The following is a 24,897-nucleotide window of genomic DNA, read 5'->3' as shown; positions in this document are numbered from 1 at the left end:
GTGCCCGGGAGGGGTGCGCCCCTCCCCGGCACGGCTCCGGCGGCTCAGATCGTGGCGGTGTCGATCACGAACCGGTAGCGGACATCGCTCGCCAGCACCCGCTCGTACGCCTCGTTGATCTTGTCCGCGCTGATGACCTCGATGTCCGCGGCCAGACCGTGCTCACCGCAGAAGTCGAGCATCTCCTGGGTCTCCGGTATGCCGCCGATCATCGAGCCGGAGAATGACTTGCGCCCCGGGATCAGCGCGAACGGCGCGATCGCCAGCGGCTTCTCGGGCGCGCCCACCTGCACCAGGGTGCCGTCGGTGCGCAGCAGGCCGAGGTAGGCGTTGATGTCCAGATCGGCCGAGACGGTGTTGAGGATCAGGTCGAAGGAGCCCGCCAGCGCCTCGAAGGTGGCCGGGTCGGACGTCGCGTAGTAGTGGTCGGCGCCGAGCCGCAGCCCGTCGTCCTTCTTGCGCAGCGACTGGCTGAGGACGGTGACCTCCGCGCCCATCGCATGCGCGATCTTCACGCCCATGTGGCCGAGACCGCCGAGACCGACGACCGCGACCTTCTTGCCGGGGCCGGCCTTCCAGTGGGCGAGCGGGGAGTAGAGCGTGATGCCGGCGCACAGCAGCGGGGCGGCGGCGTCCAGCGGGATGGAGTCGGGGATGCGCAGCGCGTAGTTCTCGTCGACGACCAGGTGGGTGGAGTAGCCACCGTAGGTGGGCTGTCCGTCCCGGCCGACGGCGTTGTACGTGCCGATGTTGCCGGACTCGCCGGTGCAGTACTGCTGCAGGCCGTTCCGGCAGTTCTCGCACTCGCGGCAGGAGTCGACGAAGCAGCCGACGCCGACCCGGTCGCCCACCTGGTAGCGGGTGACCGCGGAGCCCGTCCCGGCGACCACGCCGGCGATCTCATGGCCGGGGACGATCGGGAAGTTCCCGCCGTCGCCCCACTCGGCGCGGACGGTGTGGATGTCGGAGTGGCAGATGCCGGCGTACTTGATATCGATCAGGATGTCGTGGGCACCCAGCTCGCGGCGCGGGATGGTGGTCCGCTCCAGCGGAGCCTTCGGGGCGGGTGCGGCGTACGCGGCGACAGAGGTGTGGGTGGTCATGGCATCGAGAATGCGTCGGCGCCGGGCCGGTAACCAGTGCCTCTTGAACGTAGGCAGGGCCTGCCTGGTTCCGGCAGGACCACCCTGGCCCGGGCCGCTGTGCTCACCTCACGCCGGTCCCCTCCGGCTGAGCTCCGGGGAGCCGGCGGCCCGCTCCCGCAGCACGCCGGCGATCCGCTCGCACCAGTCGCGCGTCTCCTGCTCGAAGCCGAGCCCGCGCAGACACGTCAGATACGGGCCGATCGGCGCGCCGTGCGCCAGGAACTCCTCCTCGGTCGCGGTGCCCCGCAGCCGTGCCAGCAGCTTGCCGAAGATCTCCACCTTGGCGTCGGCGATCCGGGCCCGCTCGGTCAGCTGCTCGATCACCGGCGCGGCCTCGATCCGGTCCACCGCCTGTACCTTCACCAGCAGATCGTCCCGGATGAACGACGGTTTGGACGCGGCCGCCGCAAACCGTTGCAGCTCCGCCAGGCCCGCCTCGGTGACCTGGAACAGCCGCTTGTTCGGCCGGGTCTCCTGGACCACCTGCCGGCCGGCGACCAGCCCGTCCGCCTCCAGCCGGGTCAGCTCGGCGTAGAGCTGCTGGGGCAGCGCATGCCAGAAGTTGGCGACGCCGACGTCGAACGCCTTGGCCAGCTGGTAGCCGCTGTACTCACCGTCGAGCAGCGCCGCCAGCACCGCATGCTTCAGAGCCATGTCCGGACCCCTCTTCCCCTGCTTCCTCTGCCGTCTTCCGCGCTCTGTCCCGCGCTCCCTTCCCATACTCAAGAATCTGACTAATCATGGCTCTGAGTGTGGGCGTATCGAGGATATCGAGCGTTCCGGGTTTGATCATGACGGCCGCATGAGGCGAGGAGAGGGCAGCATGGCGACGACTGAGGACGGGAACACCGCGGACCGCTTCCGGGCGGCGGTGGAGGCGCGCCGACTCGACGCACTGGAAGGGCTGTTCACGGAGGACATCCGGTTCTACAGCCCGGTGAAGTTCACGCCCTTCGAAGGCCGTCCGATGGTGCTCGGGCTGTTCGGGGTGCTGCTGCGGACCTTCGAGGACTTCCGGTACGTGGGTGAGCTGGCCGGCGGTGCGGAGACGGCGGGGGGTGACGCGGCCGAGTCGGTGATTCTGATCTTCCGGGCCACCGTGAACGGCAAGCAGATCCACGGCATCGATCTGCTGCAGTTCGACGAGGCGGGGCGGATCAAGGAGTTCACGGTGATGGTGCGGCCGCAGTCCGCGGTGCATGCGCTGGGCGAGGCGGTGCTGGCCGGGCTGGTCGCCGAAGGGCTCGTACCGCAGCCGTAGCGGGCGGCCGTGGCGTGACGTGCCGGGGCGCCGGCCTCGCGGAAGGTGCGGGGCCGGCGCATGGTGGGGCGGGCGGTGGCCGACGGTCAGTCGCTCACCGAGATCGCGGCCGCGGGGCAGATGGCGACGGCCTCACGGACCGCGTCGTGCAGCCCGGCCGGTGGCTCGGCGTCGAGGACGACGACGATGCCGTCCTCGTCGCGCTGGTCGAAAACATCCGGCGCCGCCAGCACACAGCTTCCGGCACCGCAGCACTTCTCCTGGTCGGCGTGAATGCGCATGGTCGTACTCCCAAGTGGTGCGGATGGACGGGGGGTTGGGGCGAGTGGGGCGGGCTACCAGGCGACCGGCAGCGCGTGGACCCCGTAGATACCCATGTCGTGACGGAAGGGGATCTCCTCGAAGGGGACGTCGAGCCGCAGATCCGGCAGGCGGCGCAGCAGCGTCTCGATGGCGATCTCCAGCTCGAGCCGGGCCAGCGGCTGGCCCAGGCACTGGTGGACGCCGTAGCCGAAGGCGACATGGCGGCGGGCGTCGCGGCCGACGTCGAGGGTGTCGCCCGCGGGGAAGACGTCCTCATCGCGGTTGGCGGTGTTGATCGTGCAGAGCACGCCCTCGCCCGCGGGAATCGTGCGGCCGCCGACGGTCATGTCCTCGGTGGCGACCCGCGGGACGCCGATGTGCACGATCGTCAGATAGCGCAGCAGCTCCTCCACGGCGCCCTTGACCAGCGACGGGTCCTTGCGCAGCCGGGCCAGCTGGTCGGGGTTGCGCAGCAGGGCGAGCGTCGAGAGGGACGTCATGTTGGCCGTCGTCTCATGTCCGGCGATCAGCAACAGCCGTCCCAGAGAGGCGATTTCGGCGTCGCCGAGCTCACCGCGCGCCACCAGCCGGCTGAAGATACCGTCGTCCGGCTGCTGCCGCTTGGTCTCGGCCAGCCGTGTCATGAAGGCGAGCAGCTCGTCCGACGAGTGGCGAATCTCCTCGGTGCTCGACCGCAGGCTGAGCAGGGTCTGGCTGTGCTCCTGGAAGAAGGCATGGTCGTCGTACGGAACGCCGAGCAGCAGACAGATCACCAGGGACGGCAGCGGAAGTGCGAACTCGGTGACCAGATCGGCCGAGTTCTTGCCGTCGGTCATCGCATCCAGCAGGTCGTCGGCGATGCGCTGCACCTCGGGGCGCATCGCCGCCACCTTCTTCACCATGAAATCGGCGGTGAGCATCCGGCGCACCCGGGCGTGTTCCGGGTCGTCCTGGCGGATGAAGGAGGGGGACTTGATGGCGAGTTCGCGCACGCCGGCGGTCAGGAACGGGAATCCGGGGCGGGTGGCATCGGCGCTGAAGCGGGGGTCGCCGAGTACGGTGCGGACGTCCTCGTGGCGGGTGACCAGCCAGACGGGGGAGTCGTCCCAGAGGGTGGCCCGGGTGACGGGCTCCTCGCGCCGGGCCCGGTCCACGCCGGGAGCGGGGTCGAAGGGGCAGCCGGCGGCCCGCGCGGCCGGGATGGCCAAGGAGTCCGGGTGCGCCACGGTCGCTTCTTGAGGTCGTTGTGCGGTCGTCATGCGGCTGTCCTTCCACAATCGGGATGCGGCGCCATTGCCGCGGTGGTGCATGTGCCGACACTCGCAACTTAATTACCGAAGTTAAGTAATTAAGCGGACTCACGGTAACCCCCGTCGAACAGGGGAGGGAAGGGTTGATCACGATCCGTACGAGGTTGGCTCAAACCGGACGCCGTCGGGTACGGAACGCCACCGGGCCGATTCGCCGCGCGATCGCGGACGACGGCTACGGACCGTCCGACCTGCGGCTACAGTCACCCCCATGCCGGACCCCGCACGAGACCAGGCCGATGAGCAGGCCGACGAACAGGCCGACGAGCCGGAGCGCGACCGGGCCGACGGGCTGGACCGCGACCGGGCCGACGGCCGGGGCGGTGGGCAGGACCCGACCGCCGCGCTGCAGAAAGTGCTGGCGACGCTCGCCTACCTGCTCACCCGCTCCCGGGCGCATGAGCGCCATGTGGCCGAGGCGGGGGTGACGGCGGCCAGATCCGATCTCTGGCTGCTGATGGCGCTGGAGGACAGCGGAGGTGTGAGCAGGGTCGGCGATCTGGCCGCCCAGCTGTTGGTCGAACCGCCCCATGTCACGCGTCAGATCGGCCAGTTGGAATCCCAGGACCTGGTCGAACGCACCCCGGACGAGCTCGACCGGCGCGCCCGCAAGGTGGCGATCACCCCGCACGGCAGGGCCACCCTGGAGCGCCTCAACCGCATCAGTCAGGCCAACTTCCGCGACGCCCTGGCCGGTTTCGACGACGCCGACATCGCCGCCACCGTCGCCGTACTCAACCACCTGGTGGCCTACGCCCGGGAAAAGCACGCACACGAGGACCGGCAGCGGGGACGGGGGGCGTAGGCCCGCCCCCGCACTCGGTCGCTCGTTGCGGGCGGCCGGCCGGTGTGCGTGGTCGGCCGATGCGCCTGGCTACTCGATCTCGACCCGGCCGCCGGGCCGGTCGCCGGTGGTGCCGGTGCTGCCGTTCTTGTCGTTGGTGTCGTCCGGGGCGCCGAGGTTGCGGCGGACCGAGTCGAGGATGGTCAGGCCCTGGCCGACCAGGCCGGCGGCGATCTCGCCCAGGCCGTCGGCGCCGTTGAGGACGTTGACATTGGCGCCCTGGAGGCCCGCCGACGCCTCCTTGACGATCTGCGGGAGCTGGTCGATCACCATCCGGTCCAGCGCGACGCGGTCGTACGAGGCCGCCGCCTCGGCCTGGATCTTCATCCGCTCGGCCTCGGCCAGGGCCAGCAGCCGGATGCGCTCGGCCTCCGCCTCGGCGGGCTTGACGACCTCGGCGACCAGTTGCTGCTGACGCAGCTTGGCGGCGCGCTCGGCGAGCTCGGTCTGGGCGGCCAGCACCTCCTGCTGCGCATGCGCCTGCGCCAGCGGACCGGCCTGCGCGGCCTGGGCCTGGGCGCGTTCGACCTCGGCGTTGTACTCGGCCTGGACGATGGCCGTCCGCCGCTGGTACTCGGCCTGATTACGCGCGGCCTCCTGCTGTGCCTCGACCGACGCCTGGGTGGCCTTGGCCTGGGAGATCTGCGCCTTCTGCTGGATGGCGGCCTTGTGCGGGGCCGACATCGCAGCGATGTAGCCGGTGTCACCGTCGTCGATCGACTGGATCTGCAGCGAGTCGACGATCAGGCCGATCTTCGCCATCTCCGTCTTGGACGTCTCCAGCACCTCGGTGGCCAGCTTCTGCCGCTCCGTGACGATCTCCTCGACCGTCATCGAACCGATGATGGACCGCAGATGACCGGCGAAGATCCGGCCGGTCAGCACCGCCATCTGGTCCTGGTCGGACAGGAAGCGCTGGCCGGCGTTGACCACGCTCTCGGTGTCATTGCCGACCTTGAACGCGATCACGGCACGCACCGTGAGGGCGATGCCCTGCCGGGTGACGCACTTCTCGGCGACCTCGGCCTCGCACATCGCCAGCGTCAGGAAGCGGACCTTACGGAAAACCGGCAGCACGAACTTGCCGTGGCCGGTCACCACCCGGAAGGGCGCGCCCCCCTGACCACGCTTGCCTCCCGAGATCAGCATGGCTTGATCGGGGGCCGGAACGCGGTAACCGAACATCCTTCGTCTCCTCAACCGGCGTCGCCGGGATCGCCGGTCAACGCCTCCAACGGATCAGCCCACTCAATGACGTCGACCTGGCGCGCGCCACGGGACTCGATCACGAGCACCGTCGCGCCCACCGGAAGGGGCTCGGCCGACCAGGCGACAAAGGCCTCGGACCCACCCCTGACCGACACCAGAACCTCACCGGGGCCGGCAACCCCGCGAGTGCCGATCAACAACACTCCCGTACAGCCGATCACGGCCTCATCCTGCGCCATCGGCGGCTGCCTTCCCCGTTACGTTCCTGGAATCCGACCATAGCGCTCTGCTGATCTCCGGCCTATCGTCGGGGCGCAATCGGCTCCGGTCAGGTCAGATCGTCGAGGGCTGCCAGGAGATCGGAGGGTTCGGCGCGGGTCTTGTAGTCGGTGTCGACGAAGGCCCAGCGGACGGTGGCATCGCGGTCGATGACGTAGGTGGCGGGTATGGGGAGCGTGTGCGGATGGCCGCCGTTCACGCGCTGGAGGTCGAACCCGAGCGACTCGTAGACGGCCGCCAGCTCCTCGGGCAGGTCGAAGCTGAGGCCGTACTGCTTGGCGGTGTCGCAGCCGAGGTCGCTGAGGACGGGGAAGCCGAGCTCATGCTTCTCGGTGAGGGAGAGGGACTCGTCGGGGATCTGCGGTGATACGGCCACCAGCCGGGCGCCGCGGGCGGTGATCTCGCCGAGCCGCTGCTGGAGGGCGCGGAGGGCGAGGTTGAAGAAGGGGCACCAGGCGCCGCGGTAGAAGGTGAGGACGACGGGGCCGTCGGCCAGCAGGGCATCCAGGGTCACCGTCGTGCCGTCCGCGGCGGGGAGACTGAAGCGGGGGGCCGTGCCGCCGACGTTCAGCGCCCGGCCGGCCTGGCCGGAGGCGGCAAAGTCGCGGTCGGCGCGCTTCATGACCTCGTGTGCGGCGGCCGGGATCTCGTGGGACCGGGACCGGTAGAAAGCGGCGAGTTCGTCGTTGAGGCTCATTGCGGCGGTACCTCCTGGGGTGTGGGGGCGGGTGCGGGGTGGGCGCGAAGGGGGACCAGGGCGCCCGCCACGGCCTCCCGCAGCGTGTCGGCGGCGGCGCCCGCGCGGGAGCGCAGATTGACGCCGTACGCCAGGGTCGCGAGCACGGCCGCCGCGGCGTCCAGGTCGACGGACGCGGCGAGCTGGCCGAGCCCGGCGGCCGTGTGCAGCGCGGAGCGCATCGCCGACTGAAGGGTCTGGTGGTGCGCGTCGAGCAGTTCACGTATCGCGGGATCGGCGCTCTCCGGCCCGGCGTGGGCATTGGTGACCATGCAGCCCCACCCGGCGACCGGGCCGGAACAGCGCACCCCGATCAGGCCCGTGAAGAAGTCCTCGATCGCGGTCAGCCCCGTGGGGGCGGCGGAGAGCGCGGCGAAGGCGGGTGTGGAGTGCTGCTCTATATAGCGGCCCAGGGCGGCGGCGTAGAGACCGTCCTTGTTGCCGAAGGTGGCGTAGAGGCTGGAGCGGCTCAGGCCGGTCGCGGAAACCAGGGCCTGTATCCCGGTGGCGGGCATGCCCTGGCGCCAGAAGACGCGTACCGCGTCGTCGAGTACGACATCGGGGTTGAAGTGCTTGATGTCCGGCGACATGGAGCCTCCCTACGTGATGCGAGCCGTGAGCCGTGAGCCGCGCGCCACGTCCTGCGTTGCCCGTTGCGCGTTGCGCGTTCCGCGAATCTTGGAACGTCCATTCCAAGTTAAGTGAACGGCGGCCAGTTGCCAAGAGGTTTTCGGTGACTGGCTGTTAAGTTCCCGATGTAGGTGAGGCGTTGGAGTTCTGGGCGGGCGCGTTGGAGCGCGCCGCGGCAGCCTTGGGCGGGGACGGCAGCAGGGGCAGCAGAGCTGAAATCGCCACCGCCAGCGCCAGGTTGAAGATGACGGCGCTGGTCAGCGCGTGCCCGTAGGCGCCGGTGTCGTGGTGTGCGGCGTTGCCCAGCGAGCCGTAGTAGAGGACGCCGATGATGGCCACGCCGACCGCGCCGCCCACCTGCTGGCAGGTGGAGAGCACACCGGAGGCCATGCCGATCTCCTGAGGCCTGACATGGGCCAGGACGGCGTTCAGCAGCGGTGTGACCAGCAGCCCGTTGCCCACGCCGACCAGCACCAGCGGCGGCGTCAGCGCCCACGCCGTCAGGCTCGTACCGGCGTTGCCGACCAGCACGATCGCGGTGGCGTATCCCAGACCGCTGACCAGTGCGCCCGCCTGCAGCACCCGGCGCCCGAACCGGGCCAGCCGTCCGGCGCTCACGCTGGCCACGAAGAACGCGACGGCGAGCGGCGTATAGACCAGCCCGGCGCCGAGCGCATCCATCCCCAGGCCGTCCTGAAGGGTGAGCGAGAGGATGAGGAAGAAGGAGTTGATGCCCGCGTAGGCAATGACGACCAGGGTGATGCCCACGGCGAAGGGACGCGTGCGGAGCAGCCCCAGGTGGACGAGGGGAGCGCCGCCCGATGCGGCCACCCGCCGTTCCACCAGGGCGAATGCGGCGAAGGCGAGCGCGCTGCCGGCCAGGCTGAGCCAGGTCCACAGCGGCCATCCGTACGAGCGCCCCTCGACCAGCGGCACGACCAGGAGGAAGAGCGCCACGGTCAGTACGAGGGCGCCCGGCAGGTCGAGGCGCCGGGCCTCCGGCGCGCGCGACTCCGGCACGCGCAGCAGGGCGAGGGCCAGAGTGGCCAGCCCGATGGGGACGTTGACCCAGAAGACCGACCGCCAGGAGGACCCGAAGAGGTCGGCGGAGAGGGTGGCGAATCCGGTGGAGAGCAGTACGCCGCCGAGCAACTGGCCGACCACGGTGGCCATGCCGATGACGGCGCCGAGCGCACCGAACGCCTTCGGCCGCTTCTCTGCCGGGACCAGCACCTGGATCATCGCGAAGACCTGCGGGAACATCGCGGCCGCGGTCAGCCCCTGCGCCAGTCGCGCGACGATCAGGCTGCCGGGGTCGGGGGCGATGGCACAGCCCACGGAGGCCAGGGTGAACAGGCCCATACCGGTCAGGAACAGCCTCCGACGGCCGTAGCGGTCGCCGAGCCGGGCGCCGGTGATCAGGGCGATGGCGTAGGTGAGTTGATAACCGGCCATGATCAGCTGGATATCGGCGGCGGAGGCGTGCAGATCGGCCTGGATGGCGGGCGCGGCGACGAGCACGATGAAGGTGTCGAGGACCGCCATGAAGGCCCCGACCAGAACGACGGCCAGGGCCGGCCAGGGGGATGCGGCCGGTTCCGCGGCCCGTTGTCCCGGGGGTTGCAGTGGGGCGGTGTGCGGACTCGCGGTCCGTTGCGAGGGGGTGTCCGATGGGGTGGTCCGGGTCATGCCGTAAGCGTTGTTGAGGCCCGGACGGAGATACAGAGACCGATTATGCTGGTGTTCCGGCTACCCCCTACGTCAACCGACGTGCACCTACATGTGCCTACGTGTAGCTGCGTGTAGCTACGTGCACGTGTGTGTACGTAGGTGTACGTGTGTGTGTAGGTGTACGTGTGTGTCTTACGTGTATCTACGTCAACTGCGCCCCCTGTGAGTGTGATGGCTGACCTGGAGCGACGGCGCCGCCTGGCGGAATTTCTGCGGTCGCGCCGGGAACGGATCACCCCCCGCGAGGCGGGCATTCCCGCGGGCCCCCGCAGGCGTACGCCGGGACTGCGGCGCGAAGAGGTTGCGCAGCTCTCCGGGGTGAGCGTGACCTGGTACACGTGGCTGGAGCAGGCGCGGGACATCACCGTGAGCCGTCAGGTGCTCACCAGTCTGGCCCGCGCCCTGATGCTCAGCTCCGTGGAGCGCCGCCATCTGTTCGCGCTGGCCGACGAGCAGCCCCCGGAGCAGCCGCCGGGCGGCGGGCCGGGACCCGCCCTGCAACGCCTGGTCGACGCGCTCGAACCGCACCCCGCCTACCTCCTGGACGCCAACTGGGACCTGGTCGGCTGGAACCGCGCCGAGGCCGGGCTGATCGGCGACCCGGCGCAGCTGGATCCGGCCGAACGGAATCTGCTCTGGCTGGTGTTCACCGATCCGGCCCTGCGCACCCTGCTCGTCGACTGGCAGGGGCAGGCCCGGGACCTGGTGGCCCAGTTCCGGGCGGACACCCGCGGGCAGTTCGGCATGCCCCGCTTCGAGTGGCTGACGGACGAACTACGGCAGCGGAGCCCGGAGTTCCGCACCTGGTGGGAGGCGCATGACCTCGCCGACTTCGGCAGCAGCCGCCGGGAGTTCACCCACCCCGCCGCCGGGGCGCTGACCTTCGACTATGTGAAGCTGGCGGCGCTGGACGCACCCGGCGTCAAGCTGTTCGCGTGTATGCCGGCGGACGCGGAGACGGCGCGGAAGCTGCCGGAACTGGTCGCGGTGGCCTCGGGTGCCCCGGTTACCGCCGCCGCCCCGGCCGCCCCCGCCGCACCGGCTGCCCCCACCCCCTCCGCCCCCCTCACGGCCTCGTGAACAGGACCCCGGACGACCCCGCCGACCGGTCCCTACGCGCGCCGGGCTCCGCCTCCCCCGGGGCCGACTTCCTCCAGCTGAACATCGGCGACGCGCCCGCCGGCGGACGCTCCGACTGGCTGGTCCGGCAGCTGCGGCTGGCGATCTCCGACGGCCGTCTGCCGGTGGGGAGCAAGCTGCCCGCCACCCGGGTGCTCGCCGCTGACCTGCGGGTTTCGCGTGGCGTGGTGACCGAGGCGTATCAGCGGCTGACCGAGGACGGGCAGGTCGTGGGCCGGGGGCGGGCCGGCACGATCGTCGTCGCCGCGCCTCTCGCGGCGCCCGCGCCCGTACCCGCCGACCCACCGCCGGCGCCGCCCCCCACCGCACCCTTCCTCGCCCCTCCCGGCCCGGACGTCTTCGACGCCCTGCGCACCGCACCGGCCCGTATCGACCTCTCGCCCGGCGTGCCCGACCTGGCGGCGTTCCCGCGTGCGGCATGGCTGCGCGCCGAACGCGCCGTCCTCCGGGACGCCCCGGCGTCCGACCTCGGTTACGGCGATCCCCGCGGCGCACCGGCCCTGCGCCGCGCCGTCGTCAACTGGCTGGCCCGTAACCGCGGCATCAGGGCGGACCCGGACGAGGTCCTGATCGTCGCCGGAACCGCACAGGCACTCGGCCTGATCGCCCAAGTCCTGCAACGGGACGTCCCACAACGGGACGTCCCGCATCGCGACGTCCCGCAACGCGACGGCATCTCCGCGATCGCCGTGGAGGATCCCGGATCGCTCGGGGCGCGCCAGCATCTGCGGTACTGGGGGCTGGCGACACCACCGGTCCCGGTCGACGATCAGGGCATCCGCGTGGATGCGCTCCGTGCGAGCGGCGCCCGTGCGGTCATGCTCACGCCGGCGCACCAGTTTCCGACCGGGGTGGTCCTGGGCGGCCGCCGACGCCGCGAGCTTCTGCACTGGGCCGCCACGGAGGACGGCCTGATCATCGAGGACGACTACGACGCCGAGCACCGCTACGACCGCCCACCGGTGCCCGCCCTGCGCGCCATGCTCGCCGAGCACGTCTGCTACGCGGGCAGCGTCTCCAAACTGCTCGCGCCCGCCCTACGGGTCGGATGGCTTCTCCCGCCGCCGCGCTTCCTGGACGCCTTCGTCAACGCCAAACGCTTCGCCGACCTCGGCAACGCCGCACTGCCGCAGTACGTACTGGCCGGCCTGATGGAATCGGGCGAACTGGAACGCCGTCTACGACTGCTGCGCACACGCCACCGCCGCCGCCGGGACGCGATGATCGCCGCGATCCGTAGGTATCTGCCGGGCGCGGTGGTGCACGGAGCGGCGGCGGGGCTGCACCTGACGCTCACCTTCGAGGGCCCGACGGACACCCCCCTCACCGATGCCTCCGGCGCTGACGTCCCCCACGCCAACATCTCCGACACCGACCTCGCCGCCGCGGCCCTCGCCGCCGGTGTGAAGGCCCATCCCCTCTCCTGGCACACCCAGCGCCCCCACCCACCGGGCCTCGTCCTCGGCTACGCCTCGAGCTCCCCGGCGGCCATCACCGAGGGCGTGTCAGTGGTCGGAGAAGTCCTCCGCCGTCTGTGAGGCCGCAGGCAGGGAAAGGCGGCGAATCCGCCGCTCGGACTCCCCGATCGCCACGTCGTTGATGCTCGCCTCCCGCCGCCGCATCAGTCCGTTCTCGTCGAACTCCCACAACTCGTTCCCGTAACTGCGCCACCACTGCCCCTGCGCATCCCGGCACTCGTACTGGAACCGCACCGCGATCCGATTCCCGCCGTACGACCACAGCTCCTTGCGGAGCGCGTAATCCCGCTCGCGATCCCACTTCTGCCGCAGAAAGGCCACGATCTCGTCGCGGCCGGTGAGAAAGGTGTCCCGGTTCCGCCAGACCGAGTCCTCGGTGTAGGCGAGCGCGACCCGCTCCGGATCGCGGGTGTTCCATGCATCCTCCGCTGCCTGCACCTTCTGCTGCGCGCTCCGCTCGTCGAACGGCGGGAACGGGGGCCGTGACGTCATGGCGATCTCCTTCCGGCGGACCTGACGAAGTACAGCGGAGAACGTTCGTTCTCCACTTCCGTCGACTAGCCTAGAGAACGAACGTTCTCCAGGAAAGAGGGAGCCGGAAAATGCATCAGGACGAACCCCGGGCCGAAGCCCAGGACGAGCCCCGCACGCGGATCCTCGACGCCGCGGACAAGCTCTTCTACGACCGGGGAATCCAGTCGGTCGGCATGGACGAGCTCCGCACCGCCGCCGGCGTCTCCCTCAAGCGCCTCTACGGCTGCTTCCCCTCCAAGAACGACCTCGTCGCCGCCTACCTGGACCGCCGCGACACCCGCTGGCGCACCGCCCTCACCGCATACGTCACCCAGCACGCCGCCACCCTCGAAGACTGCCCGTCGGCCGTCTTCGACTGGCTCCACGCCTGGTTCGCCACCCCCGACTTCCGTGGCTGCGCCTTCATCAACTCCTTCGGCGAACTGGGCGCCACCTCGCAGGCCGTGACCTCCGCCGCCCGGCGCCACAAGGAGGCCCTGCTGGACTACCTCACCGAGCTGGCCCGCGACCTCGGGGTACGTGAACCGGCGCTGCTGGGAGGCCAGTTGGCGCTCTTGGTCAATGGAGCGATCACCACGGCAGCCATTTCCGGGAGCCCGGACGCGGCGCGGGATGCGGGGGCGGCGGCCAGGGCGTTGGTGGCGGCGGGCCGGTAATCGCTGGGTAGTCCGTAAGCGCTTCCTTTCTCTGGGTCCTTTCTCTGGGCCATTTCTCTGCGCGACACGGCCGAGACTTTCTAGGGTCGTCGTATGAGCGACCGGGTGGGTGCATCGGGGGAATCGGCAGGTCGGACCCTGCGTGATTTTGTGGGGAACGAGGTCTGGACCGATCTGGTGGAGAACGCCGTCGAGCGCCGGCATCCGGCCGGGGCCACGCTGCTGCGCCAAGGGGAGCCCGGTACGCATGTGCTCGCCGTGCTCGGCGGAGTGACGAAAGTGGTGCGGCGCGAGCGGAACGGGGAACTCAACCTGCTGGCCTTTCGCGGTGCCGGCGAGCTCCTGGGAGAAGTCGCGGTGCTTGACGACGACGTACGGCTGGCGAGCGTCGAGGCACTGACCGACTGTGTGGTGGGGGTCCTGACCAAGGACCAGTTCACGCACTTCGCGACCCGGCACGACCTGTTCCCGCTGCTGGTCCGCTACGCACTCACCCGGCTACGGGAATCGGACCAGGCCCGCGGGGGCGGAGATGCGCTGGCCCGGCTGGCGGCGGTCCTTGTACAGCTGGCCGACCTCTCGGGGCATGCGCTCCACGGCCCCGATGAACCTCTCGAGTTGGCCCTCACCCGGCACGAACTGGCCCAGTATCTGCGGACATCACGCAATACCGTCACCGCGAAGCTGGCCGAGCTCGGGACCCGGTGCGTCCAGACCCGACGGATGCGCATTGTGATCCATGACCTGCCCGCCCTGCGTCGTACCGCCCAAACGCTGGGCGGCTGAATTCCGGTACGGGGACGGCGAATGTGATGCGCGCCACCTGCTATCCGCACTGAGGAAGCACACGGCAAACCGCGCTCACGCGATTCTCATATCACCGGTTCGACGCCCTGGTCGGGGCGCCGCGAACCGCGTACCGCACTGCCCTGACCCGTGTCCGTACCTGCCAACTGTCCAGAGGAATCGCCATGTCACAGTTTCGCCAGCCGCTGCCCGAGGCGTCCGCCGGGCCCCACACTCGCAGCCGTCCGCTTCCGCCGTACCGCGGCATCGTCGCCGTCGACGCCAAGGACTTCACCGGCTATCCGGCCATTGAGCACGGTGGGATCAGCCGCGTCATTCCGCAGCTGCTGGAGGAGTCGTTCCGGCGTGCCGAGCTCGGCCATGTGTGGGACGACCGCCGCTTCCCGAATTCGACCGGCGACGGCTATGTCTTCGGGTTCGACCCCGCCGCGATGCCCTTCTTCATCCATCCGTGGCTGAACGTTCTGCAGAGCGTCCTCACCGAATTCAACGTGAACTCCACCGGCGCGGTACGCATTCGGCTCCGGGTGAGCCTCCACATCGGCCCGCTGCCCGACTCGGGGCAGGAATACGACGGGAACGGAACGCCGCGCAACGACACCCACCGCCTGCTGGACTCCCGTCCGGTCAAGGCGATCCTGGCGTCGTCCAGCGAGAACATCACCCAGGTCGCCGCCATTCTTTCCGACCGCTGCTACCAGGACGCGGTGGCGAGCGGCTATACGGGCCGGCACGAGGACTACTTCATCGAGGTGCCCGCCACCGTCGAGGGCAAGCGGTTCGACCAGCGGGCCTGGCTCTATGTGCCGGCGCCTTCGGGCAGCCTCTACGACCGGCGCATTCTCGGCGAGCACGTCGTCGAGGAGGACCGGAGCACCCAGGCGGACTCCGACCGGCCCGCCCGTCAGGAGCCGCCTCGCCGCTCGGTGACGGTGACCCGGGCCGACCGCGGCATCATCAACACCGGCCGGGTGGAGGGCGGTCAGCACCTCACCAACAACGAGTACGACGTTGCGGGGGACTACGTGGCCGGGGACCACATCGCGGGGGACTCCGTCGGCGGACACAAGGTCGGCACCGTCCACGGCGATCTCGGCGACATCGTGCACGGTGACAAGCGCGGGGGCGGAAGGTGAGCACCGAGGACGAGACGGCGGCAGCGGCATCGGAGGCCGGGCCGGAGGCCGCGAAGGAGGCGGGGGCCGCAGCCGGGGACGAGCCGCCCGAGCCGGGTGACGCATGGGAGGACGCCATTGCCGACTTCCTCGACGCCTCGCTGGCTTCGCTGCCCCAGGACCGGTCGGTGCAGTTCGTCCACGCGCCCCAGGCCGCCATCAACATGGGCGCGCTCAGCGGGGGCCAGCATGTCGGTAACCACGGTGGTCCCGGCGAGCAGGCGGGGCGGCGGCTGGAGTCGCACGAGGGGCCCGTCTCGGCCCAGGAAATCCTGGAAGCCGGGGCCGGGTTCGCCGAACCCGCCTGTTTCGGCGCGGCACTTGGGGAACTCACCTCCCGGATCCTTTTCCTGTCCGGCGAACCGGGAACGGGCCGGCGTACGACCGCGCTCAACCTGCTGCGCCGCCACAACAACAACGGCATGGCCCTGCGCGCCCTCGACAGCGATCTGGACCTCTCTCGATGGAGCCCCAGGCGCGGCGATGCGCGCGGCTGTCTTCTGGAAGGCGTGCCCGACCGACGGTTCCTCAAGGCGGGAGTCATCGCCAGTCTGCGCAACCGGCTGCGGGACGCCGATGCCTGCCTGCTGATCGTGCTGCCGGACGACCCGGAGCTGGTACGGGACCTGGAACGCGATCTGCATCTGACCGTCGTGCGCTACAGCCCCCCGCCGCCACACGACGTCTTCGCCGCCCGGCTCGCCGATGCCGTACCCGACGCGGCCACGCGCAGCCGACTGCTGGCAGGGCTGGAGACCGACCTCCTGGACGAGCTGCTGGCGCCGCAGCTGGTGCCCGTACAGGTGGCGGAGCTGGTGACCGCGATCACCAGCGCCGAGGACGGCGGTACGGACGCCGGCGACCTCCGCGACCGGCTGAGCTTCCTCGCCGGGAAGGAGGTGCCCGATCTGCTCAAGAAGCTCCTCAACGACCCCGACGGGCTGGCCTTCCTCCTGGCGACCTGTGTCTTCGAAGGGCTGGACCGCCGGATCGTCCGGGACCAGGCGCAACGGCTGCTGGCGCGTGCGGACGGGAGACTGGACGCCGTCCTCGTGCCACGGGACGGGGAGGGCCCGGGGCAGGCGCAGCAGCCCCGGCCCAACCCCGACTTCGTCTTCCGGAGGTCGATGGACGATCTGCTGCGCACGGTCCGCGCGGAGTGTTCCCCTCGGGAGATCCGTGCCACCTCCGGCCACGACTACGCCGTCGAACCCGTCCGGTTCACCCGGCACCGGCAGGCGGAGGCCGTCCTCAGGTATGTCTGGCGGGAGTTCGGGCAGCTGCCGGAGCTGCTCACGGACTGGCTGGAGGGGGTGGGACTGGACGACGAGCTGACCGGGGCCGTCGGCCGCGTCATGGGGATGGCAGCGAGCTGGGGCGGCGGCCGCAGCGCACTGGCGCACATCCAGGCTCTTGCCACGTCCGACCACACCACAAGCCGCAAACTGGCCGTGCACGCCCTGGGCGTGGCGGCGGAGGATCCCGTCCTGGCCAGTGAGGTCAAATACCGGCTGGACCGATGGAGCAGGGCGCAGGGCTGGAAACTGCGCTGGACGGTCGCCCATGCCTGCGGCACGGACTTCGGTGCCGCCCGGCCGGAGCGTGCCCTGCGCCTGCTCAGCCGGCTCGCGCGGGAGCTGGACGACAAACGTGATGCCAAGGTCGACCGGGTGATGCGCCTGGCGCTGGTGAACCTGTTCGTGGGCGGCAGCCAGACCGCGGTCTTCCGGAGGCTGGCGGACTGGTCGGAGGCGGACGGCACGGAGGCCGGGCTGGCGTTCCGTACGCTGCCCGCCCTGTTCCGCAGCGGGGCGGAATGGTTCGCCGAACAGCTCATCACCGAGGGCGAGTTCGCGGCACGGACCGTCGATCTGATCCGCCGCACGCTCAATGACGAGGAATATTTCGGCGCCACGGCCGGGGCGGTACACAGCTGGTGCACCGCCGCCCTGTGGGACGACAACTACCACGCCGCTGTGGAGATCCTGCTGTTCGCCCTGGCGGAAGACCTGGTACAGCCGGACCGTCCCGCCACCGGCGTCCTGCGTTTGTTCGCCGTGCTCGCCCAGGACGAGTCCCCGGCCCTGCCCGGCAAGCGCTTCGCGGATGAGGCGCTGGAGGCCTGGCGGAGCGGCCGAGCGCCGCGCAGCACCACCGCACACCACCACCGGAGGATGCCATGACGGCCGAGCAGGCCCAGCCCCTGTACACGCCCGCCACCCACGCCCCCTGGCGGGAGATCCTGCGCCATCGCTGGTCGGGCCGCCACGACAGGGCGCTGGTGCTCAGCAGCCCGGACGGGGAGCACGAGGTGCTGTGGCCCCGACGGCGCGGGCGGCGCGGGCGTTCCCCGTACGACACGGCCGAGGACGAGGCCGTCGCGATGTGGGACCCCGCGGCCCGCAAGCTGCGGGGCGGCTACGACCGCGCCTACCACGTCTCGCTCGCGGAGCGCCCCGCGACCCGGGCCGTCCGGCTGCGCGACGAGTACGGGCCCGAGCCGGTCGAGGTGCGGCTGCAATGGTGGGTCCACGACCCGGCCCAGGTCGTACGGGCCCGGACCGGCGACGGCTGGGACGCCGTACGCAAGGACCTGGACGGGCGGCTGCGGGACCTGGAGAGCGCCTATGCGTCGGCCGGCCGGCCGCTGGGTGCTGCGGAGGTGCAGGAGCGGCTGGCCGGGGCGCAGGAACTTGCGGACTGCGGTCTCACGTACCGGGTCACGGACGTCCGCTCGCGCGATGCGGACGGCGAACTGCTGCTGGCGCCCGCGGGCGGCGGCGGACTGCCGCATGCCTGGACCGCCAGCCGCCGGGAGGAGTACGACTTCTGCCTGCAGGCGGTCCGTGGTGGCCCCGCATCACTCGCCGCCCTGTGGCTCCTGCGCCATCCCGACCAGGTCCCGGATGTACTGAACTGGGTGGCGGGCAACCAGGGCCTGGTCCGGGAGGAGCCCAACTGGCAGGACGAAATGGCGGGCTTGCTGCGCAAGCTGACGGAGGAGGAGCAGGGAGAGCTCTCCAAGGTCCTGCGGGACCGGCTGGTATCCCTCGGCCGTCGGGTGCCCCCGCAGAGTGAGCCGCAGGGCGGTGGCAGCGGCCGGCCGTGGGACCGACCGGGGCGGCCGCCGGTATGACCCGTATCTCTGTGCGTCGGCCCGCAGTCCGCCGACCCGGGCCGCCTGCGTCCCCGCTCCACCGGCTGCATCGAGCGCGCCGTGGCCGGCTTCCCCGGTCGTCCGCCGTCGCCGCCGCCGTCGCCGCACCGCAGCCGGAAACGCTGGCGGCCATGGAACGCTTCATGGCTGCCAACAGCGCCGAGATCGTACGGGCCGACACCAAGGCGGCCATCCTGCTCGGCTTCATCGGCGCAATGCTGGGCGCCTTCATGACCGTGACCCGGACGGCGGCGAGCGGTCAGGCGCCGACGCCCGGGTGGGCCGGTGTGCTGTGGTGGAGCGCGGTGATCATTGCGCTGCTGGCTGTCGCCAGCTTCATCTGCGCCCTCACTCCCCGGCGGCGACGGGGCAGACACCTCTCCACTGATGTCCCGGGGTACTTCGAACACATCGCACAAGGGCCGGACACGGAGCCCCTGAGCCGCGCATTCGAGCGGATGGCGCACGATCCGACCGGCCCGCTGCTCGCCTCGCTGCAGACCACCAGCGAGATCATCCGCGCCAAGTACCGCTGGATCGAGACCGGCATCGTGCTGGTGCTGGCCGCGCTGCCGCAATGGGCAGCGGTGCTGCGGACAACGCTCTGAGCTCCGGGTATCCGTGCCCCGGTAGCTGCCCCCGGGTGCCGATCGTGCGCCCTTACATGCCGTTCCTGGAACGGCCTATGGTCATTGCTCCGCTTGGGAGGGACGAGATATGGCGGCAGGTGGTTCGGCGTCGCGGCGGGCGCAGGAGGCGCGACGGCAGGAGCGGCGGTTACGCGAGCAATGGCAGGCCGCCAGGCAGGAAGCCCGCCGGTGGGAGGCGGCGAGCGAGGGGGAGCAGCAGGTCGCGGCGCAGCTGCTGGTGTTACGGGAGCAGGGGTGGCGGCTGCTCGTCGACCGGCACTGGCCCGGTACCCGGGCGGCCAATGTGGACATGCTGCTGATCGGACCCGGCGGGGTCTTCGTCATCGACGTCAAGAACTGGCGTGCAGCTCCGGAGATATGCGACGGGCGGCTGATCGCCGGGGGAGAATCACGGGACGCGGATGCCCGCAAGCTGACGGCCATGACAAGGACCGCGGAATCGGCGGTGGCATCGCTCGGGCTGTCCCCAGTGGCGGTACGCCCGGTCATGGTGTTCGCCGGGCGTCGGCTGGACGTTGCGCTCGGCAGGATCCGGCTGCTGGGCGAACACAACATCGGGCCGGCACTGGTGCGCGAACGGGGCAGACTGTCCGCCGCGTCGGTACGTGCCATCGCCGACCATCTGGAGCGGGTGTTCCCCGAGTACGAGGATCCGGGCGCCACGCCCTCCCCGCAGCGGCCCGACCACCCACAGGTGCCGGTGGCCGACGGGCTCTTCGACCTCGACGGGCTGGTCGAGGCGACGCTCGACGAGGCCCGGCAGGCGCCCATCGAGCAATGGATGACCTTTCTGCATCCGGATCAGGTCGCGCTGGTACGCCGTAACTGGGCCGGGCCCGCGCGCATCAGCGGCCCGGCGGGCACCGGCAAGACGGTCGTCGGACTGCACCGCGCGGCTCACCTGGCGCAGCGCACCAACGGCCGGATTCTGTACGTCACCTTCGCCAACAACCTGCCCCGGGTGCAGGCCACCTTCCTCAAGTCCATGGCACCGGCCACCGCGGACCGGATCGACTTCCGCAGTCTGCATTCCTGGGCGCAGGAGTATCTGCGCGCACGAGGTGTGTCCGTCCGCCTCGACAAGAACAAGGCGGAGACTGCCTTCTTCCGTGCCTGGACGCGGGCAGGGCGAGGCAGCTGCCTGGAGGAGATCGACCCCGTACCGCACTACTGGCAGGACGAGATCAACTGCGTCATCAAGGGCCGGGGCATCACCAGCTTCGACGAGTACGCGGCGGTGCCCCGGCGCCGCCGCCGCTCGAGCCTTCGGCGGCCGCACCGGCAGGCGGTCTGGAAGCTGTACGAGGAGTACGAGTCCTACCGGGCCGGCCGCGGCGTACACGACTTCAATGACGTCCTGGCCCTGGCTCTGGCGGAGGCGGCCAAGCACTCCGGTCCGGCTCCCTACACCGCCGTGATCGTGGACGAGGTGCAGGACCTGACCCTGGTGGGGGTACGGCTGCTGCATGCCCTCGTCGGTAACGCTGCCAACGGCCTACTGCTGATCGGCGACGGCCAACAGGCGGTGTATCCAGGCGGTTTCCGCCTGTCAGAAGCCGGGATCGATGTCCGCGGTGACCGCGGCCAGGTGCTCCGGGTCAACTACCGCAACAGCAAGGAGATCCTGGACACGGCCCTCGGGGTGGTCGCCGAGGACACCTTCGACGACATCGACGGCCTGCGCACCCCCGGCCGCCGCGATGTGGACCTGACGTACTACGACGGGCAGGTGCAGTACGTGGTCAAGCCCACGGAAGCCGAGCACGACCGTGCCCTCCTGGACGCGCTGCGCGCACTGTCACCGGAGCAACAGGCCGACACCGCCGTGCTGTGCCCGTCGAAACGAGCCATCGAGCGCTGCCACCGGCTGCTCACCAAGGAGGGCATCCCGGTGTGCTCGCTGGAGCATTACGACGGCCACCCGGTCGAGGCGGTGAAGCTCGGCAGCTATCGACGGGCCAAGGGCCTGGAATTCAAACGGGTGTATCTGCCGCGGCACGACGAGGGCCTGCACGACAGCGGCCGCCTTCTCGGCACCGGTCTGTCGGATGACGGACAGGTACCCATGGACCGCCTTCCGGAGACCGCGCGAGAACGGGCCGAACTCGCCCGCAGTCAGCTCTTTGTCGCCATGACGCGCGCCCGCGACGTCCTGTGGCTGGGCAGTGTCGTGCCGGATGACGGCGCCCGACCGAGCGATTCGCCGCCTGGCGCGCGGTAACGCGGGCGGAGTGCGGACGGCCGGCGCAACTGGGGACCGCGGTCCGGTGTTCCTGAGTACGCGGGCTCATGTGCGGGTGGCGGCCCCGCGGCTTGGCTGACGTGCATGACCTCCTACATGCCACCTCCCGGTATGCCGGCCACCACCATGGACGACCGCCACTGGGGAGCATGGATCGCGCCGTGCATCGCGACCATCGTCACCGTGATCGTGGCACCGTTCGCCTTCACGGTGCTCATGCTGTCGCCGATGGCCTGTGATGCGTGCTCAGCCACCGAGCAGGACGACTTCAACGTCCTCTTCTGGTCGTTCGCGGCCGGGCTGGTCATCCCCGTCGCTCTTCTTACGGCCAGCTGGATCCTGCCCTGGCGCAGGCAGTACGTCGCCGCCCGCATCATCCTTGCGGTCCTCGCGCCAGGCTCCCTCATCGGCCTGCTCCTGCTCTTCATCCAGCTGCTCGGCTCCGTTCATTAGTACGGCAACGGCCCCTGCGTTCGTAGCGGCGGTGCGGGCAGCGACGACCGAAGACGATCATGGACATGCTATCTTTTGTCCGATCAAGATCGTCTTGGTCGGCTTCTCTGCTCACACAGGAGTAGTTGTGACCTTTGCAGTACGGGGGAAGAACACCCGCAAGCGCGCCTTCGCGCTGACGGGCCTGGTGCTCGCCGCCGCCATCGGTGGCGCGACGCTGTCCACGCCGGCCTACGCCGACGACGTCTACGGCCACTGCACCGGGGACGGTGTGCGCATCCGCTCCACCCCGAGCACGTCGGGCGCGGTTCTCGGCCTGTGCTACACCGGCGAACGGCTGGCGCACCGGGACGTCTCCAGTGACGGCCAGTGGGACAAGGTCTACGACGTCGACAGCGGCGTCTCCGGGTGGATCTCCCACGGCTACTTCAGCTGGTGATCCACCTCTACTGAGACCACGGTCGGAGCGGTAACGGGCTGCGAACCGCGGTCAACCAACCGGGGGGTTCTGGTGCCGGCGCCAGAGCTCCCCGGAGTTGTCTCGGCGTCAGGCTACGAGCAGTCATCGGCTGCCATCGTCAGAGGCGCACCGAACCCCTCCCGCAGTTCGTCCGTACGCGGGCAAGTCGGCTGCGTGCGGCCGGCCAGCGGGAGAAACAGCACCGGCCGGGCCGACCACTCCACCCAGGCCCCGCCCAGTTTGAGCCCCAGCCCGCAGGGCTCGCCCCGGTGGAGTGCGGCCATCGCCCCGAGCGGCTTCTGCCGTCCCATCCGGTCCAGCGCCCGCAGCCGCTCCCGTTCGGGCAGCCCGAACGCCATCCGCCGCGCGTCCGCGTTGATGCAGCGCACTGCCGGTACGGCACTGGTCGTGGTCATGACGGCCCAGGAGACGGGCACCTCCGTATACAGGGACGAATAAACGAACCGCTCACACCAGTAGCCGGGGAGGAGGGTGAACGGGCCCGGTGTCACGCCGCCAGCCATGCCGCCTCCTGACTGTGCCGCGCTCCGGTGCCGTCCTCGGCCCGTACGGCGAGGACGTACGTGCACCCGTCCCCGTCATCGGCGGTGAGCCTGAACGGAAAGTCGGCCGCGAGCCCGTACAGCGTCCACTGGTACTCGCCCTCGTCCCCCAGAAACACTTGCGCACCGCGCCGTCATACGGAGCGCCTAACTGGACGGCCACCTGCTCGGCCCGCTTCCGTAGCCATCCCAGGGCCCGGCCGGGGGAGGCCGACATGATGCCGCCGAGGTCGAAGGCGGTCCCGTCCGGACACAGGACAACGACCGACGCCCGGTAGATCACCGCTACCGGCACCTCAACCCCCTTACAGTGACGGCCACTTCCGCCCACACGGTCTTTCCGGTGGCGCGCCGGTCGACGCCCCAGCCGTGCGCCAAGGCGTCGACCAATACCAAGCCGTGACCACATTCCTTGTCCTCCTCGGTGTCTCGGTTCATCACGGGTTGCTCGTCGCTCCCGTCCCGCCCCGCCAGCCGGAGCCGTCCATCGACGAGCGCGAAGCGGATGCCGAGCGGTGTGGCGCCGGGTGTGGACGCCTGCACCGCATTGGTGACCAGCTCGGACAGCAACAGCTCTGCGATGTAGGCCAGTTCTCCGCCGATGTGCCAGACCCGCAGATGCCGTCTCAGCTCCTTGCGGGCCCACCCGACGCTCCGCCCGTCAGGGGGGTAAGCGGTATGCCACGGCGGGAGGTGGGGTGGGGGTGGTGAGAGCAGGTCGGGCGCGTGCGGACATGGCTATCCCCTTGGTGCGCATGACGGAGCGTCAAGATCACCCAGCCGTAACGGTTACGAGACGCTGTGTGATCGCGAACTAGACTGCTCCGGACTCGCCTGAAATGCAACTGTCCAATTGGAACTTGTCCCAACATCGCATGCAGGGGCTAGTGTTCTGCTCACGGATGTGTTGAGAGGGGGGCCGCATGGCCGGAGCAAGTCCACCGGTTTGGCGTCGCCGCCTTGCTGCGAAGCTCGTCGAGTTCAGAGAGCAGGCGGGGAGGAGCCCGGAGGAGGCGGCCGAGCGCATCGGGTGCCACCGGACGAAGATCAACAGGGTTGAGAACGCACGCCTTGGGATCTCGCTGGGTGAGCTGCGTGATCTGCTGACGTTCTATGAGGTGGACGATCCTGACGAGGTCGACGACCTGGTGTCACTGGCGAGGCGCAGACGAGAGCCTGCGTGGGTGCGACGCGCGGCGCTCGTGCGTCCGTCGATAACGGACCTCATCCACTACGAGGAATCGGCGGCCTGCATTCGGTCCTTCCACAACACCCTCATCACGGGGCTTTTGCAGACCCCCGACTATGCGCGCGCCGTGCTCTCCACTCGTCCCTCAAACCTTGGGCACGAGGGGATGGAGGCCTTGTTTGAGGCACGCATGAAGCGGCAGGAGGTGTTGGAGCGCGCCGACCCACCTCGCTTGTACGTGGTCGAAAACGAGGCGGCACTCCGAGTCCAGGTCGGCGGTCGCCAGGCGATGCGTAAGCAACTGGAGCACCTGGAGGCCATGGCCGGTCACCCTTCGGTTGAGATAAGAGTCATCCCAGACCGAGCCGGGGCACACGCCGGGCTGACCTGTGCGTTCGTGCTCTTCAGCTTTCCCAACCCCACCTATCCCGAGGTGGTGTCAGTAGAGCACCGTACCGGGATGCTCTACATGGAGGCTCAGGAAGAAACGGCCCAGTATGCGGTCATCTTCGATTCGCTCCAGTCGGTCACCCTGAGCCCGGCTGACAGTGTCGAGTTGATCGCCGAGGTGCGGCGAAGCATGTAGCAGCACGGAAATAAGAGAGGCTACGCATGATGAACACCCCCTTCGAAGCGGCTACCTGGCGCAAGAGCAGCTACAGCGGGGACGGAGGCGACTGTATAGAGGTCGCCGACGGCTTCGCCGGTGTCATTCCCGTACGGGACAGCAAGGACCCCGCTGGCCCCCACCTCGTCTTCGGCCCCGCCGCCTGGGCCTCCTTCGTGGAGACGCTGAAGGCCGACTGAGGGCCCCTCGGGGGTCAGCAGCACTGCCAGAGGAATCGGCCCTCTTTGCCGTCCGGGGAGGATGTCCGTGGCCGGGTCCTGCCGCAGGGCCCGGTGTCAGTGCCAGGCGCCGTACGGCAGAACCCTCGCTACGGGGGC

The 24,897-nt window shown here is 70.0% G+C and carries 28 protein-coding genes; 15 read left to right on the top strand and 13 right to left on the bottom strand.

What is annotated here, in order from left to right:
- Nucleotides 1–44: 44 nt before the first annotated feature.
- Nucleotides 45–1,103 (bottom strand): NAD(P)-dependent alcohol dehydrogenase, encoded by a 1,059-nt coding sequence (locus ADL29_RS25680; RefSeq protein ID WP_053925958.1) that lies wholly within the window; start codon nucleotides 1,101–1,103, stop codon nucleotides 45–47.
- A gap of 108 nt (nucleotides 1,104–1,211) precedes the next feature.
- Nucleotides 1,212–1,799, bottom strand: a complete 588-nt coding sequence (locus ADL29_RS25675) for a PadR family transcriptional regulator (protein ID WP_053925957.1) — start codon at nucleotides 1,797–1,799, stop codon at nucleotides 1,212–1,214.
- Nucleotides 1,800–1,968: 169 nt separating this feature from the next.
- Here ADL29_RS25675 and ADL29_RS25670 point away from each other — a divergent pair, with 169 nt between their 5' ends.
- Complete coding sequence (locus ADL29_RS25670) at nucleotides 1,969–2,406, top strand: nuclear transport factor 2 family protein (RefSeq protein ID WP_046926887.1); 438 nt, start codon at nucleotides 1,969–1,971, stop codon at nucleotides 2,404–2,406.
- An 86-nt stretch (nucleotides 2,407–2,492) separates the two neighbouring features.
- Here ADL29_RS25670 and ADL29_RS25665 read toward each other — a convergent pair whose 3' ends face one another.
- Together ADL29_RS25665 and ADL29_RS25660 are read right to left on the bottom strand one after the other, a co-directional pair.
- A complete protein-coding gene (locus ADL29_RS25665; protein WP_046926886.1) occupies nucleotides 2,493–2,687 on the bottom strand; it encodes a ferredoxin in 195 nt (64 codons plus the stop codon).
- Nucleotides 2,688–2,741: 54 nt separating this feature from the next.
- The gene (locus tag ADL29_RS25660; protein WP_053925956.1) at nucleotides 2,742–3,968 is read right to left on the bottom strand and encodes a cytochrome P450; all 1,227 of its coding nucleotides are present in this window, start codon (nucleotides 3,966–3,968) and stop codon (nucleotides 2,742–2,744) included.
- A gap of 262 nt (nucleotides 3,969–4,230) precedes the next feature.
- On the opposite strand from ADL29_RS25660, the gene ADL29_RS25655 reads away from it, so the two are divergent.
- Nucleotides 4,231–4,824 (top strand): MarR family winged helix-turn-helix transcriptional regulator, encoded by a 594-nt coding sequence (locus ADL29_RS25655; RefSeq protein WP_078971281.1) that lies wholly within the window; start codon nucleotides 4,231–4,233, stop codon nucleotides 4,822–4,824.
- Between the two features lie 69 nt (nucleotides 4,825–4,893).
- Here the strand turns inward: ADL29_RS25655 and ADL29_RS25650 are convergent, their stop codons facing one another.
- From ADL29_RS25650 to ADL29_RS25630, 5 genes are all read right to left on the bottom strand, one after another.
- Nucleotides 4,894–6,048 carry a flotillin family protein gene (locus tag ADL29_RS25650; protein WP_053925955.1) on the bottom strand — a complete coding sequence of 385 codons (1,155 nt, stop codon included), beginning with the start codon at nucleotides 6,046–6,048 and terminating at the stop codon, nucleotides 4,894–4,896.
- Between the two features lie 11 nt (nucleotides 6,049–6,059).
- On the bottom strand, nucleotides 6,060–6,311 hold the full coding sequence (locus tag ADL29_RS25645) for a hypothetical protein (RefSeq protein ID WP_053925954.1): 252 nt from the start codon (nucleotides 6,309–6,311) through the stop codon (nucleotides 6,060–6,062).
- 89 nt (nucleotides 6,312–6,400) lie between these two features.
- Nucleotides 6,401–7,048, bottom strand: a complete 648-nt coding sequence (locus ADL29_RS25640; RefSeq protein ID WP_053925953.1) for a peroxiredoxin-like family protein — start codon at nucleotides 7,046–7,048, stop codon at nucleotides 6,401–6,403.
- On the bottom strand, nucleotides 7,045–7,677 hold the full coding sequence (locus tag ADL29_RS25635) for a TetR/AcrR family transcriptional regulator (protein WP_053925952.1): 633 nt from the start codon (nucleotides 7,675–7,677) through the stop codon (nucleotides 7,045–7,047). Before ADL29_RS25635 ends, ADL29_RS25640 begins: the two co-directional genes overlap by 4 nt.
- 154 nt (nucleotides 7,678–7,831) lie before the next feature.
- The gene (locus ADL29_RS25630; protein WP_053925951.1) at nucleotides 7,832–9,406 is read right to left on the bottom strand and encodes an MFS transporter; all 1,575 of its coding nucleotides are present in this window, start codon (nucleotides 9,404–9,406) and stop codon (nucleotides 7,832–7,834) included.
- 213 nt (nucleotides 9,407–9,619) lie between these two features.
- On the opposite strand from ADL29_RS25630, the gene ADL29_RS25625 reads away from it, so the two are divergent.
- Together ADL29_RS25625 and pdxR are read left to right on the top strand one after the other, a co-directional pair.
- On the top strand, nucleotides 9,620–10,528 hold the full coding sequence (locus ADL29_RS25625; RefSeq protein ID WP_053925950.1) for a helix-turn-helix transcriptional regulator: 909 nt from the start codon (nucleotides 9,620–9,622) through the stop codon (nucleotides 10,526–10,528).
- Nucleotides 10,525–12,126: a MocR-like pyridoxine biosynthesis transcription factor PdxR gene (gene pdxR, locus ADL29_RS25620; protein ID WP_053925949.1), complete on the top strand. Its 1,602-nt coding sequence runs from the start codon at nucleotides 10,525–10,527 to the stop codon at nucleotides 12,124–12,126. The genes ADL29_RS25625 and pdxR overlap by 4 nt, the downstream gene beginning before the upstream one ends.
- Here pdxR and ADL29_RS25615 read toward each other — a convergent pair.
- A complete protein-coding gene (locus ADL29_RS25615; RefSeq protein ID WP_053925948.1) occupies nucleotides 12,094–12,558 on the bottom strand; it encodes a nuclear transport factor 2 family protein in 465 nt (154 codons plus the stop codon). The two genes, pdxR and ADL29_RS25615, sit on opposite strands and share 33 nt — an antisense overlap.
- Before the next feature lie 110 nt (nucleotides 12,559–12,668).
- Here ADL29_RS25615 and ADL29_RS25610 point away from each other — a divergent pair, with 110 nt between their 5' ends.
- From ADL29_RS25610 to ADL29_RS43685, 9 genes are all read left to right on the top strand, one after another.
- Nucleotides 12,669–13,256, top strand: coding sequence for a TetR/AcrR family transcriptional regulator (locus ADL29_RS25610; RefSeq protein ID WP_053925947.1), 588 nt, complete (start codon nucleotides 12,669–12,671; stop codon nucleotides 13,254–13,256).
- Between the two features lie 93 nt (nucleotides 13,257–13,349).
- Nucleotides 13,350–14,042 (top strand): Crp/Fnr family transcriptional regulator, encoded by a 693-nt coding sequence (locus ADL29_RS25605; protein WP_245689631.1) that lies wholly within the window; start codon nucleotides 13,350–13,352, stop codon nucleotides 14,040–14,042.
- 185 nt (nucleotides 14,043–14,227) lie between these two features.
- On the top strand, nucleotides 14,228–15,199 hold the full coding sequence (locus tag ADL29_RS25600; protein ID WP_053925946.1) for a hypothetical protein: 972 nt from the start codon (nucleotides 14,228–14,230) through the stop codon (nucleotides 15,197–15,199).
- Nucleotides 15,196–17,421 (top strand): hypothetical protein, encoded by a 2,226-nt coding sequence (locus ADL29_RS25595; protein ID WP_053925945.1) that lies wholly within the window; start codon nucleotides 15,196–15,198, stop codon nucleotides 17,419–17,421. The genes ADL29_RS25600 and ADL29_RS25595 overlap by 4 nt, the downstream gene beginning before the upstream one ends.
- Nucleotides 17,418–18,374: a hypothetical protein gene (locus ADL29_RS25590; protein ID WP_053925944.1), complete on the top strand. Its 957-nt coding sequence runs from the start codon at nucleotides 17,418–17,420 to the stop codon at nucleotides 18,372–18,374. The genes ADL29_RS25595 and ADL29_RS25590 overlap by 4 nt, the downstream gene beginning before the upstream one ends.
- Nucleotides 18,375–18,538: 164 nt before the next feature.
- Nucleotides 18,539–19,003, top strand: coding sequence for a Pycsar system effector family protein (locus ADL29_RS25585; protein WP_157878579.1), 465 nt, complete (start codon nucleotides 18,539–18,541; stop codon nucleotides 19,001–19,003).
- Nucleotides 19,004–19,112: 109 nt separating this feature from the next.
- Nucleotides 19,113–21,266 (top strand): nuclease-related domain-containing DEAD/DEAH box helicase, encoded by a 2,154-nt coding sequence (locus ADL29_RS25580; RefSeq protein WP_053925942.1) that lies wholly within the window; start codon nucleotides 19,113–19,115, stop codon nucleotides 21,264–21,266.
- Between the two features lie 105 nt (nucleotides 21,267–21,371).
- Nucleotides 21,372–21,740, top strand: a complete 369-nt coding sequence (locus tag ADL29_RS43690) for a hypothetical protein (protein ID WP_157878578.1) — start codon at nucleotides 21,372–21,374, stop codon at nucleotides 21,738–21,740.
- 127 nt (nucleotides 21,741–21,867) lie between these two features.
- Entirely contained in the window at nucleotides 21,868–22,179 is a 312-nt protein-coding gene (locus tag ADL29_RS43685; protein ID WP_053925940.1) for an SH3 domain-containing protein, read from the top strand.
- A gap of 113 nt (nucleotides 22,180–22,292) precedes the next feature.
- Here ADL29_RS43685 and ADL29_RS25565 read toward each other — a convergent pair whose 3' ends face one another.
- The 3 genes from ADL29_RS25565 to ADL29_RS25560 all read right to left on the bottom strand — a co-directional run bounded on the left by ADL29_RS25565 (nucleotide 22,293) and on the right by ADL29_RS25560 (nucleotide 23,366).
- Complete coding sequence (locus tag ADL29_RS25565; RefSeq protein ID WP_053925939.1) at nucleotides 22,293–22,724, bottom strand: hypothetical protein; 432 nt, start codon at nucleotides 22,722–22,724, stop codon at nucleotides 22,293–22,295.
- Nucleotides 22,709–22,882 (bottom strand): hypothetical protein, encoded by a 174-nt coding sequence (locus ADL29_RS43680; protein ID WP_157878577.1) that lies wholly within the window; start codon nucleotides 22,880–22,882, stop codon nucleotides 22,709–22,711. The genes ADL29_RS25565 and ADL29_RS43680 overlap by 16 nt, the downstream gene beginning before the upstream one ends.
- 166 nt (nucleotides 22,883–23,048) lie before the next feature.
- The gene (locus tag ADL29_RS25560; protein ID WP_245689634.1) at nucleotides 23,049–23,366 is read right to left on the bottom strand and encodes an ATP-binding protein; all 318 of its coding nucleotides are present in this window, start codon (nucleotides 23,364–23,366) and stop codon (nucleotides 23,049–23,051) included.
- Nucleotides 23,367–23,686: 320 nt separating this feature from the next.
- Between ADL29_RS25560 and ADL29_RS25555 the strand changes: the two genes are divergently transcribed.
- Together ADL29_RS25555 and ADL29_RS25550 are read left to right on the top strand one after the other, a co-directional pair.
- Nucleotides 23,687–24,538, top strand: a complete 852-nt coding sequence (locus tag ADL29_RS25555; RefSeq protein WP_053925937.1) for a helix-turn-helix domain-containing protein — start codon at nucleotides 23,687–23,689, stop codon at nucleotides 24,536–24,538.
- Between the two features lie 26 nt (nucleotides 24,539–24,564).
- A complete protein-coding gene (locus ADL29_RS25550) occupies nucleotides 24,565–24,759 on the top strand; it encodes a DUF397 domain-containing protein (RefSeq protein ID WP_053925936.1) in 195 nt (64 codons plus the stop codon).
- Nucleotides 24,760–24,897: the final 138 nt, after the last annotated feature.

The sequence above is a fragment of the Streptomyces chattanoogensis genome, assembly GCF_001294335.1.
GTDB lineage: Bacteria > Actinomycetota > Actinomycetes > Streptomycetales > Streptomycetaceae > Streptomyces > Streptomyces chattanoogensis.
Note: the sequence above shows the minus strand (reverse complement) of the source record. Positions and strands in the feature narration are given on the sequence as shown.

Coding starts and splice junctions, on each gene's coding strand:
- ADL29_RS25660 (WP_053925956.1), bottom strand. CDS start 3,968: ATGACGACCGCACAACGACCTCAAGAAGCGACCGTGGCGCACCCGGAC.
- ADL29_RS25550 (WP_053925936.1), top strand. CDS start 24,565: ATGATGAACACCCCCTTCGAAGCGGCTACCTGGCGCAAGAGCAGCTAC.
- ADL29_RS25680 (WP_053925958.1), bottom strand. CDS start 1,103: ATGACCACCCACACCTCTGTCGCCGCGTACGCCGCACCCGCCCCGAAG.
- ADL29_RS25675 (WP_053925957.1), bottom strand. CDS start 1,799: ATGGCTCTGAAGCATGCGGTGCTGGCGGCGCTGCTCGACGGTGAGTAC.
- ADL29_RS25600 (WP_053925946.1), top strand. CDS start 14,228: ATGTCACAGTTTCGCCAGCCGCTGCCCGAGGCGTCCGCCGGGCCCCAC.
- ADL29_RS25665 (WP_046926886.1), bottom strand. CDS start 2,687: ATGCGCATTCACGCCGACCAGGAGAAGTGCTGCGGTGCCGGAAGCTGT.
- ADL29_RS25625 (WP_053925950.1), top strand. CDS start 9,620: ATGGCTGACCTGGAGCGACGGCGCCGCCTGGCGGAATTTCTGCGGTCG.
- ADL29_RS25610 (WP_053925947.1), top strand. CDS start 12,669: ATGCATCAGGACGAACCCCGGGCCGAAGCCCAGGACGAGCCCCGCACG.
- ADL29_RS25655 (WP_078971281.1), top strand. CDS start 4,231: ATGCCGGACCCCGCACGAGACCAGGCCGATGAGCAGGCCGACGAACAG.
- ADL29_RS25555 (WP_053925937.1), top strand. CDS start 23,687: ATGGCCGGAGCAAGTCCACCGGTTTGGCGTCGCCGCCTTGCTGCGAAG.
- ADL29_RS25605 (WP_245689631.1), top strand. CDS start 13,350: ATGAGCGACCGGGTGGGTGCATCGGGGGAATCGGCAGGTCGGACCCTG.
- ADL29_RS25580 (WP_053925942.1), top strand. CDS start 19,113: ATGGCGGCAGGTGGTTCGGCGTCGCGGCGGGCGCAGGAGGCGCGACGG.
- ADL29_RS25645 (WP_053925954.1), bottom strand. CDS start 6,311: ATGGCGCAGGATGAGGCCGTGATCGGCTGTACGGGAGTGTTGTTGATC.
- ADL29_RS25590 (WP_053925944.1), top strand. CDS start 17,418: ATGACGGCCGAGCAGGCCCAGCCCCTGTACACGCCCGCCACCCACGCC.
- ADL29_RS25650 (WP_053925955.1), bottom strand. CDS start 6,048: ATGTTCGGTTACCGCGTTCCGGCCCCCGATCAAGCCATGCTGATCTCG.
- ADL29_RS25670 (WP_046926887.1), top strand. CDS start 1,969: ATGGCGACGACTGAGGACGGGAACACCGCGGACCGCTTCCGGGCGGCG.
- ADL29_RS25630 (WP_053925951.1), bottom strand. CDS start 9,406: ATGACCCGGACCACCCCATCGGACACCCCCTCGCAACGGACCGCGAGT.
- ADL29_RS25615 (WP_053925948.1), bottom strand. CDS start 12,558: ATGACGTCACGGCCCCCGTTCCCGCCGTTCGACGAGCGGAGCGCGCAG.
- ADL29_RS25585 (WP_157878579.1), top strand. CDS start 18,539: ATGGCTGCCAACAGCGCCGAGATCGTACGGGCCGACACCAAGGCGGCC.
- ADL29_RS25565 (WP_053925939.1), bottom strand. CDS start 22,724: ATGGCTGGCGGCGTGACACCGGGCCCGTTCACCCTCCTCCCCGGCTAC.
- ADL29_RS43690 (WP_157878578.1), top strand. CDS start 21,372: ATGACCTCCTACATGCCACCTCCCGGTATGCCGGCCACCACCATGGAC.
- ADL29_RS25635 (WP_053925952.1), bottom strand. CDS start 7,677: ATGTCGCCGGACATCAAGCACTTCAACCCCGATGTCGTACTCGACGAC.
- ADL29_RS25640 (WP_053925953.1), bottom strand. CDS start 7,048: ATGAGCCTCAACGACGAACTCGCCGCTTTCTACCGGTCCCGGTCCCAC.